The organism is Roseateles sp., from assembly GCF_031397715.1.
In the GTDB taxonomy this organism is placed as follows: Bacteria; Pseudomonadota; Gammaproteobacteria; order Burkholderiales; family Burkholderiaceae_C; genus Paucibacter_A.
In genome coordinates this window covers 1-7,638 of the sequence record NZ_JANNMI010000036.1, presented here as the reverse complement: position 1 = coordinate 7,638, position 7,638 = coordinate 1, and the positions used below count along the sequence as shown (strand labels likewise).

Annotated in this window: 7 protein-coding genes; 3 read left to right on the top strand and 4 right to left on the bottom strand. The window is 63.3% G+C overall.

Annotation, left to right across the window (positions count from 1 at the left end):
• The first annotated feature begins 82 nt into the window (after positions 1–82).
• Genes rph through hemW form a run of 3 tightly spaced genes read left to right on the top strand, consistent with a single transcriptional unit; the run spans position 83 to position 2,668 of the window.
• Positions 83–817 (top strand): ribonuclease PH, encoded by a 735-nt coding sequence (gene rph / locus RMO57_RS01770; RefSeq protein WP_310383660.1) that lies wholly within the window; start codon positions 83–85, stop codon positions 815–817.
• 2 nt (positions 818–819) lie between these two features.
• Positions 820–1,425, top strand: coding sequence for an RdgB/HAM1 family non-canonical purine NTP pyrophosphatase (gene rdgB / locus RMO57_RS01765; protein ID WP_310383658.1), 606 nt, complete (start codon positions 820–822; stop codon positions 1,423–1,425).
• A gap of 10 nt (positions 1,426–1,435) precedes the next feature.
• The gene (gene hemW / locus RMO57_RS01760; protein WP_310383656.1) at positions 1,436–2,668 is read left to right on the top strand and encodes a radical SAM family heme chaperone HemW; all 1,233 of its coding nucleotides are present in this window, start codon (positions 1,436–1,438) and stop codon (positions 2,666–2,668) included.
• 8 nt (positions 2,669–2,676) lie between these two features.
• On the opposite strand, the gene RMO57_RS01755 is transcribed toward hemW, so the two are convergent.
• The 4 genes from RMO57_RS01755 to RMO57_RS01740 form a co-directional block, all read right to left on the bottom strand.
• A complete protein-coding gene (locus RMO57_RS01755; RefSeq protein WP_310383654.1) occupies positions 2,677–4,476 on the bottom strand; it encodes a GGDEF domain-containing protein in 1,800 nt (599 codons plus the stop codon).
• Between the two features lie 103 nt (positions 4,477–4,579).
• Positions 4,580–5,692 (bottom strand): chemotaxis response regulator protein-glutamate methylesterase, encoded by a 1,113-nt coding sequence (locus RMO57_RS01750; RefSeq protein WP_310383653.1) that lies wholly within the window; start codon positions 5,690–5,692, stop codon positions 4,580–4,582.
• A gap of 26 nt (positions 5,693–5,718) precedes the next feature.
• The gene (gene cheD, locus RMO57_RS01745; RefSeq protein ID WP_414896359.1) at positions 5,719–6,393 is read right to left on the bottom strand and encodes a chemoreceptor glutamine deamidase CheD; all 675 of its coding nucleotides are present in this window, start codon (positions 6,391–6,393) and stop codon (positions 5,719–5,721) included.
• Positions 6,394–6,450: 57 nt separating this feature from the next.
• Complete coding sequence (locus RMO57_RS01740) at positions 6,451–7,302, bottom strand: CheR family methyltransferase (RefSeq protein WP_310383651.1); 852 nt, start codon at positions 7,300–7,302, stop codon at positions 6,451–6,453.
• Positions 7,303–7,638 lie beyond the last annotated feature (336 nt).

Here is a 7,638-nt window from a genome sequence, read left to right as displayed (position 1 = left end):
TCAAGGAAGCCATACGCCTCGGCAACGAGCGATCCCGCGCCAATGAAAGCTTGGCCAAGAAAAAGTCCTGAGAGAGAAATAGATGACTGTTGAAACAACAGCGCGCGCCACCGGCCGCGCCAACAATGCGCTGCGGGCGGTGACCATCACCCGCCATTACACCTGCCATGCCGAAGGCTCGGTCTTGATCGAATTTGGCGGCACCAAGGTCTTGTGCACCGCCTCGGTGGAAGAAAAAGTGCCGCCGCACAAGCGCGGCTCTGGCCAGGGCTGGGTGACCGCCGAATACGGCATGTTGCCGCGCGCCACCCATACGCGCAGCGACCGCGAGGCCGCGCGCGGCAAACAAAGCGGCCGCACGCAGGAGATTCAGCGCTTGATCGGCCGCTCGCTGCGCTGCGTGTTCGATTTGAGCCTGCTCGGTGAGCGCACGATTGCGCTTGATTGCGATGTGATTCAGGCTGACGGTGGCACCCGCACTGCCGCCATCACCGGCGCCTTTGTGGCTGCCCATGATGCGGTGAGCTGGCTGCTGGCTCAGGGCAAGATCACGCAGTCGCCGATCCGCGACGCGGTGGCGGCGATCTCGGTCGGCATCTTGAACGGCACGCCTCTGCTCGATCTCGAATACACCGAGGACTCGGCCTGCGACACCGATATGAATGTGGTGATGACGGCGGCCGGCGGCTTTGTCGAGCTGCAGGGCACGGCCGAGGGCGTGGCCTTCAGCCGGCTGGAAATGAATGCGCTGCTGGACTTGGCCGAAGTGGGTATCTCTCAACTGTTGGCCGCGCAACGTGCTGCTTTAGGCATTTGAAAATGGACTTGGTACTTGCCTCCAACAACGCCAAAAAGCTCGCCGAACTGCAAGCCTTGTTTGCGCCCCTGGGCGTCAATTTGCTAACGCAGGGCTCGCTCGGCATTCCCGAAGCGGAGGAGCCGTTTGAGACCTTTGTCGAAAACGCCCTGACCAAGGCGCGCCACGCGTCCCGCCTGAGCGGCTTGCCCGCCTTGGCCGACGACTCCGGCCTGGCGGTTGAGGCCTTGGCCGGAGCGCCCGGCGTGCTGTCGGCGCGCTATGCGACGCTGTTCGGTCAGCCTAAATCGGACGCCGACAATAACCGCGTGCTGCTGGAGCAAATGTCAGGTTTGAGCGAGCGGGGCGCGCGTTTCGTTTGTGCGCTGGTGGCGGTTCGATCCGCAGCCGACCCCGAACCCTTGATCGCGATCGGCCGCTGGCAGGGTCAGATATTGCCTGCGCTGGCAGGCGAGGCCGGTTTTGGCTACGACCCCTTGATGTGGATACCGAGCTTGGGCCGCAGCGTGGCGCAACTCAGCGCCGCCGAGAAGAACGCCCAAAGCCACCGGGCTCTGGCTGCCGCCGACCTGGTGCGACAAATGCGCGAGGCCTGGCACCTTGGCTGAAGTCTTGCACATGATGAGGCCCGGCACCCTCAGTCTGGCCGCTTTGCCGCCGTTGTCGCTGTATGTGCATTTGCCCTGGTGCCTGCGCAAATGCCCTTATTGCGATTTCAATTCGCATGAGCTGCCGGGGCCGGCGGGCAAGGTCATTCTTTTGAACGCTGCGGACAAGACCCCCGTCAGCAAGCAACTGCCGGTCGAGACGGCGCGTGCCTATCTGGCCGCTTTGCGCTTGGATCTGGAAGCCGCGCTGCCGCTGATCTGGGGCCGACCGGTGGTCAGCATCTTCATCGGCGGCGGCACCCCGAGCCTGTTCGCGCCCGAGCAGATTGCCGAGTTGATCTCCGATCTGCGCGCCCGGCTGCCGCTGGAGCCGGGCTGCGAGATCACGCTCGAAGCCAACCCCGGGACTTTCGAGCGGGATCGTTTCAGGGGCTTCCGCGCCGCCGGCATCACCCGTTTGTCGATCGGCGTGCAAAGTTTCGATGACGCCAAGTTGCAAGCCTTGGGCCGCGTCCACAGCGCTGAGCAGGCCAAGGCGGCGATTGCTGAAGCGGCGCAGGCCTTCGAGACCTTCAATATCGATCTGATGTATGCCTTGCCGGGGCAAACGCTTGAACAACTGGATGCCGAGTTGGGGACGGCCTTGGCTTTCGCGCCGCCGCATCTGTCGGTCTATCACCTGACCATAGAGCCGAACACCCGTTTTGCCATCGCGCCGCCGGCGCAGTTGCCCGATGCCGACCTAGCCAGCGAGATGCTGGACCTGATCACCGCTCGCACCGGCGCCCTGCAAATGGACCGTTATGAGGTGTCGGCCTTTGCGCGTTCGGGCCATCGCTGCGCGCACAACCTGAACTACTGGCAGTTCGGTGACTATTTAGGCATTGGCGCCGGCGCACACAGCAAGCTGTCGTTTCCGCACCGGGTCTTGCGCCAGGTGCGCTGGCGCGAGCCGGCTGCCTATATGAGCAAGGCGGCCGAGGGCGCGGCGGTGTCGAACGAGCACGAGGTCAGCCGCGCTGAGCTGCCGTTCGAGTTCATGCTGAATGCCTTGCGCCTGCGCGAGGGCGTGCCGCTGACGTCCTATCTGGAGCGCACCGGCTTGCCGCCGTCCAGTATCCACCGTGCGCTGGCGGCGGCGCGTGCCAAGGGCTTGCTGGAGACGGACGCCGCTCGCCTGGCCGCCACGCCGCGGGGCTTTGACTTTCTCAATGATTTGCAGGAGCTGTTCCTGGCCCCCTGAGTGATGGCTCAGGCCGCCATCACATAAACACTGAGTTGCTCATGCTTGGCGTGCCGCTTGGCGGTGGCGGCGGCGCTGGCCACTTGCTCGGGCCGCTGCAGCGTGCCGGGCGCAATTTGCACCACGCCGATGCTCAGCGTGGTGCAAGGGTGAAAGCGCATATCGCCGTGGCGATCCTCGGCCATGATGCCGCCGGCCTGCAAGGCAGCGGCGTCAAACAGATTGCGCGCCAGATCATTGAAGCGTTCGACGATCTGTTCGCAGCGCAGCTCCCAGTCATCGCTCTGGAACAGCATCACAAAGTCATCGCCGCCGACATGGCCGAGAAAGTCGCGCTGGCTGTCGCAGTGGCTGCTGGCCACGCGCGCGACCAGGCGAATCATCTCGTCGCCGCGCCAGTAGCCGTACTCGTCATTGAAGGGCTTGAAATGGTTCAGGTCCGCATAAGCCGCCACGAAGCCGCGGCCACTGGTCAACAGCCGCCCAATGTGTTGGCTGATCGGGATATTGCCGGGCAAGAAGGTCAAGGGGTTGGCATGGCGGGCGGCTTCGATGCGCGCCTCGGTGACCGAGCGCACCAGCTGTTCGCCGGTGCCCAGACCCAGGTAGCGGCCCTCTCGCGTGATGATGAAGCCTTCGCGCAAATAGCGCTGGTCGGCCGAGGTCAGCACCGTGGTCAAGGCCTCGATGCCGGTGTCGGCGTCAACCATCAGCGGCGAGGGGTTGGCAAACAAGGTGCAGGCATGGCGGCCGTACAAATCATTGAAGAAGGGCTTGGCCCAACGGTTGATGAACTGGCTGCGGTCCACCAGGGCGACCGGTTCGTCCTTTGCATTGAGCACCGCAATCGCGTGCAGTTGCTCATGCTCGTTGAAGAGGCGGAACAGCTGCTCGTGGCTGGCGTCCTCGCGCACGGTCACGGCCTGCATCATCAAGCGCTCGGCCGTTACGCCGTTGCTGGACGCACGGCGCAGCTCGGGCAGCACGGCGATATCACTGCTGGCCAGCACCGAGCGCGCGCCCGGCAGCGCCTCGACGGCGCCTTCGCGGCTGGGCCGGCCGATCAGCCAGCCCTGGCCAAAGGTCACGCCCAGGTCGCGCAGCACGCGCAGCTCTTCGGCACTCTCGATGCCTTCGGCGATCAGCTGGGCGCCGAAGGTCTCGGCCAACTGCAGCAGCGCGCGAAAGGTCTGCAGCTTCTCGGCATGGGCGGGTAGGTCGTGGGTGAAGTATTTGTCGATCTTGACGATGTCGGGCTGGATCTCGGACCACAAGCGCAGCGACGAGCGGCCGTCACCGAAATCATCCAAGGCGATGCCCACACCTTGGCGGCGCAAAGTCGTGATGGCGCGGCGCAGGCTCTCGATGTCGGTGACGCGTTCATGCTCGGTCAGCTCGATCATGATGCTGCTGGGTGCCACGCCAAAAGCCTCGTCGCTGAACAGGGTGCCACGGCCTTGCTCAGCTCGCAAGGCATGGGTCAGCGCGGCGGCGCTCATATTGATCAGCAAACGGCCGCCCAGCTTTTGCCGGCTCCAGTCCTTCAGCGCCTGCTGGGCGCAGCGCACTTCCAGCTCGACCGTCAGGCCTTCGCGGCGGCCGGCGGTGAAGAGAGCGTCCGGATATTCCAAGGCGCTGCCGACCGGGCCGCGTACCAGCGCCTCGTGCCCGTAAATCAGCCCGCAGTCCAGCTGCGCAATCGGCTGAAACAAGGTGCTCAGCAGGTCTTCATCGATCAGGGTTTGAACCCGCAGTGGAGCAGGGCGCTCCTGGTTTCGGCTCGGAGGCAAGGAGAAGATCGTTGTCATTCCCGGATGCTGCCTGGCTTTGATGACAGCGCTACGAAACGGCGAACCGCTGGATACAAATCAGCCGATTCTGTGACATATGCGGCGTCCGGGAGTCAGTCTTTCAGACCCGGTTCATCGACATGCCGGCCGTGCTGCGCAGGCGCTCAACCAAACGAGTTGCGATCTGTGTCAAGGGCAAAACCTCATCGGCGGCGCCGGCGGCGATCGCCTCACGTGGCATCCCGAACACCACGCAAGTGGCCTCGTCCTGCACAAAGTTGTAGGCCCCGGCGTCCTTCATCACCTTCATCGCCTTGGCGCCGTCCGCGCCCATGCCGGTCAGCATGATGCCCAGGGCGTTTTGCCCCACCACCCGGGCGGCCGAGTTGAACAAGACCTCGACCGAAGGCTTGTGGCGATTCACCGGCTCGCCGTCTTGCACCCGCGCGATGTAGTTGGCGCCGGAGCGCTCCACGCTGAGGTGAAAGCCGCCGGGGGCGATGTAGCCGTGGCCGGGCAGGATACGCTCGCCGTCGCTTGCTTCCTTGACGCGGATCCGGCACAGGCTGTCCAGCCGCGCCGCATAGCTCTTGGTGAAGCCGGGCGGCATGTGCTGGGTGATGACGACGGCCGGGCAGTCGGCCGGCAGGTTGACCAGCACGTCCTTGGTCGCCTCGGTGCCGCCGGTGGAGGCACCGATGAAGATGATCTTCTCGGTTGAAAGCCGACCCAGGCTGGCAATCGTCACCGGTTTGGCCGGCGCCGCAACGCCGGCGTGGGCGCCGCCGCCGGACGCAGCGGCCGGCGCAATCGCCGCGTGGCTGCGGCGAATCTGGGCTTTGGAGGCGATGCGGATCTTGTCGGTGATGTCGTCGGCCAGCAAGCGGATGCCGTCGGCCACGCCGATCTTGGGCTTGGCGACGAAGTCCACCGCACCCAGCTCCAAGGCCTTCATCGTCACCTCGGCGCCGCGTTCGGTCAGCGTGGACACCATCACCACCGGCATCGGGCGCAGCCGCATCAGGCGTGACAAAAAGTCCAGTCCGTCCATCTTGGGCATCTCGATGTCCAGCGTGATGACATCCGGGTTGAGGGAGCGGATCATTTCACGCGCCAGCAGCGGGTCGGCCGCGGCGCCAATGCATGTCATATCGGGTTGACGATTGATGATTTCGGTCAGGATGCTGCGCACCAGCGCAGAGTCATCCACCACCACAACTGTGATCTTGGCCATCGAATACTTCTCCTAGCAGGGATTGCTCAAAACAGGTCGACCGAGCCGCCGGTGGCGACCACGGGTTGAGCCTTCTGAGCGGCGGCGCGGTCTTGTTGCACCAGGGCGTCGGTGTTGGCCGGAGCCAAACGCTTGACCATGGCCTTGCCGCTGTGCGGCAAGAAGCAGACCTTGCGCGGGTAAATGTCCATCACGTCTTTGGAGACGATGGGAATGCGTTCGGTCTTCAAATAGTCGATCACGAAGTTGGTATTGCGTTCGCCGACGTTGATGGTGTTCATGCCGGCAATCACCGCGCCGCCGCCAAAGATCTTGGCCTCCATACGGCTTTTGGCGGCACCACGCTTCATCATTTCATTGATCAACAGCTCCATCGCAAACGAGCCATAACGGCCAGAGTCACCGCTGCCTTCGGGCAACATGAAGTGATTCATGCCGCCGATTTGTGCGTGCCTGTCCCACAGGCAAGCGGCGATGCAGGAGCCCAGCGTGGTCATGACCAGGATGTCTTCGTTGTCGACGAAATACTCACCCGGCAAAATCTTCACGGCGGCGTTCTTGAAATGCGCGTCGTAAAAGAAGAACGAGGCCTCGCCGTTTTTACGCGGCATGGCCTTCAGCTGGGCAACACGGGCAGCGCCCGGGCCGCTGGTGAACATCGCGCCGGTGCCGGCACCGGTCGAGGCGGAGGGGGTGCTCATGTTTTTATATCGGCCGCTAGGCTGCTGACTTGAGGGTTGCGACGCTGGTGCTGGGCATCAGACGCGCTCGTAAATTGTCTTGCCGCGCAGGCGGAACAGATCCTTCGATTCGGTGAAGTTCTCCGAATGTCCGACAAACAAGAGCCCCTGCGGCCGCATCACCTTGTGGATGCGCTCCAAGACCTTGCGCTGCGTCGGTGCGTCGAAGTAAATCATGACGTTGCGGCAAAACACCAAGTGGAAGGGCTCGCCCAGTGACCACTGTGCATCCATCAGGTTCAGCGACCTGAAATCAATCCAGCGCTGCAACTCCGGTTTGATGCGGATGCGCCCGGCGTTGTCGCCGGTGCCGCGCAAGAAGAAGTTGCGCAGGCGGGTTTGATCAAGGCCGCGCGCGTCGACCGGGTAGACGCCGCGCTTGGCGGTGTTCAGCACATTGGTGTCAATGTCGCTGGCGCAGATCTGCAGCTGCGCATTGGCGCCCAGCGCTTCGTGGCAGGTCATGGCAATCGAGTAGGGCTCCTCGCCGGTGGAGGCCGCGCAGCACCAGATCCGCACCGGCTTGCCGGCCAGCGGCTTGAGGTCATCGGCGAGTGCATGGAAATGATGCTCCTCGCGAAAGAAGGAGGTCAGGTTGGTCGTTAGACAGTTGACAAACTCCTGCCACTCTTGCGTGCTTTGGGCGCCGGTGGAACTCTCCAGCCATTGCAAATAGGCCGAGAAAGACTTGTGGCCGGTGTCGCGCAGGCGCCTGGACAGGCGGCTGTAGACCATGGCATGTTTGCCTTCGTGCAGGCTGATGCCGGCATGCTTGTAAATCAGCGCTCGCACACGGTCAAAGTCAGTCCGGCTGAAACCGAACTCGTGGTCAATCACGTCTGCGCCTGAGGCGCTTGGTGCTGTGGACATGTGTTGGGCTCGCTGGTTGTTGCGCTGGTTGTTCCGCTGATGGTTCCGCTGATGACTCCACTTAACTCTAGGTAAGCCGGGAGCTAGTGTCGTATCGGCTTCAAGTGTGTGCCGAGAGCCGCATCCAGCATAGAGCAAACAGGCCAGCCAATGCCGGCTTGTTTGAGCGCTGAGCGGTGTTTTTGTGCTGCTAGACTGCCGCCACATCAGCCTTGCTCAGGCCCTCCGAACCCTTGGATTACCTTGGAACACCTTGGACTCAAGCTCCCAATCCCCACCTTTCGACGCTCGCCGCTTGCAGCTCGACCTGGCCCTGCAGCTCCTGCATCAGGCCGG

Bases quoted from the DNA above. Each gene is read 5' to 3' on its own strand.
- rph (WP_310383660.1), top strand. From the start codon at position 83: ATGACTGTTGAAACAACAGCGCGCGCCACCGGCCGCGCCAACAATGCG.
- RMO57_RS01755 (WP_310383654.1), bottom strand. From the start codon at position 4,476: ATGACAACGATCTTCTCCTTGCCTCCGAGCCGAAACCAGGAGCGCCCT.
- RMO57_RS01750 (WP_310383653.1), bottom strand. From the start codon at position 5,692: ATGGCCAAGATCACAGTTGTGGTGGTGGATGACTCTGCGCTGGTGCGC.
- RMO57_RS01740 (WP_310383651.1), bottom strand. From the start codon at position 7,302: ATGTCCACAGCACCAAGCGCCTCAGGCGCAGACGTGATTGACCACGAG.
- cheD (WP_414896359.1), bottom strand. From the start codon at position 6,393: ATGAGCACCCCCTCCGCCTCGACCGGTGCCGGCACCGGCGCGATGTTC.
- rdgB (WP_310383658.1), top strand. From the start codon at position 820: ATGGACTTGGTACTTGCCTCCAACAACGCCAAAAAGCTCGCCGAACTG.
- hemW (WP_310383656.1), top strand. From the start codon at position 1,436: ATGATGAGGCCCGGCACCCTCAGTCTGGCCGCTTTGCCGCCGTTGTCG.